We start from the raw sequence: 1,473 nt of genomic DNA, 5'->3' as shown, positions 1-1,473 counted from the left end.
GCTGCTGTTCACGGCCGCCGCGCCCGCCCTGGTCGGCCGGGTCCTGCTGGTCTTCGCGCTGTCCGCGCTCGCGGGCGCGGTGCTGCGGCGGACGGTGGTGGCGGTGGGGATCGGGGTGGCGGCCTCGGTCGTGTCCACGCTGGTCGCCCAGTCCCTGCGGTTCGACTACCGCGCCCCGCTCCAGGACACCTTGCACACGCTGGCGCAGGCCTCGGTCGACCACCGCTGGGAGGGGAGCACGTGGATCACCGACCCGGCCGGGAACCGGATGAGCATCGGGCGGCTCTACGACGCGGGGAACGACTACTACGGCGCCCAGAAGCTGGTGAGCGAGGGCGGCTACTCGGCGCACGAGATCTACCAACCGGGCAGTCGCTACTGGTCGTTCCAGTTCATCGAGCTCGGCTGGATGGCGGCCCTGGCGGTGCTGCTGTGCGCGGCGGCGGTCTGGTGGGTGCGCAGGCGGGCGGTCTGACCTGCGTCTTTGAAGAGCCTTGAAGAGACTTTGTCAAAACCCTTGCGGGGACGGGGAAGGAGGGCCCTTAATTCTCGTTAGGAAAGTTTCCTAACCCCCCGAGGAAACGGAGCATCGTATGCGTCCCCAGCACCACCGTGCCCTCCGCATCGCCCTCGCCGCCGCCCTGGTGGCCGCGCCCCTCACGGTCGCGGCCGCCGGCGCCGCCACCGCCGCGCCGAAGTCCGCGACGTCCGTCCAGCTCAAGGGAGTCGGGCTGGACGACCCGCACAAGAAGGACATCGCGATGCAGCTGGTGTCCAGCGCGGAGAACTCCTCGCTGGACTGGAAGGCCCAGTACAAGTACATCGAGGACATCGGCGACGGGCGCGGCTACACCGCCGGCATCATCGGCTTCTGCTCCGGCACCGGCGACATGCTGGACCTCGTCCAGCACTACACCGACCTCAAGCCGGGCAACGTCCTCGCCAAGTACCTGCCGGCCCTGAAGAAGGTCAACGGCAGCGCCTCGCACGCCGGCCTCGGCACCCCCTTCGTCAACGACTGGGCCGCCGCCGCCAAGGACACGGTCTTCCAGCAGGCCCAGAACGACGAGCGCGACCGGGTGTACTTCAACCCCGCCGTCAACCAGGCCAAGTCCGACGGCCTGCGCGCGCTCGGCCAGTTCGCCTACTACGACGCCATCGTCATGCACGGCCCCGGCAACAGCTCGGACAGCTTCGGCGGCATCCGCGCCGCCGCCCTGAAGAAGGCCAAGACCCCCGCCCAGGGCGGCGACGAGGCCACCTACCTCAAGGCCTTCCTTGACGCCCGCAAGGTGGTCATGAAGAAGGAGCAGGCCCACTCCGACACCAGCCGGGTCGACACCGAGCAGTCGGTCTTCCTCAACGCGAAGAACTTCGACCTCAACCCGCCGCTCAAGTGGAAGGTCTACGGCGACAGTTACGCCATCAACAGCTGACGCAACGCCGAGCGGGGCCCGGGAGCAGCACCTCGCG

The 1,473-nt window shown here is 68.9% G+C and carries 1 protein-coding gene; it reads left to right on the top strand.

Going from position 1 to position 1,473, the window contains the following annotated elements:
• Positions 1–593 precede the first annotated feature (593 nt).
• Positions 594–1,436, top strand: coding sequence for a chitosanase (locus ACFV6I_RS27240; protein WP_380428192.1), 843 nt, complete (start codon positions 594–596; stop codon positions 1,434–1,436).
• Positions 1,437–1,473 lie beyond the last annotated feature (37 nt).

Origin of the sequence: Kitasatospora sp. NPDC059803, assembly GCF_042732255.1 — a bacterium.
Classification (GTDB): Bacteria; Actinomycetota; Actinomycetes; order Streptomycetales; family Streptomycetaceae; genus Kitasatospora.
This window is presented reverse-complemented; position numbering and strand designations above follow the sequence as displayed.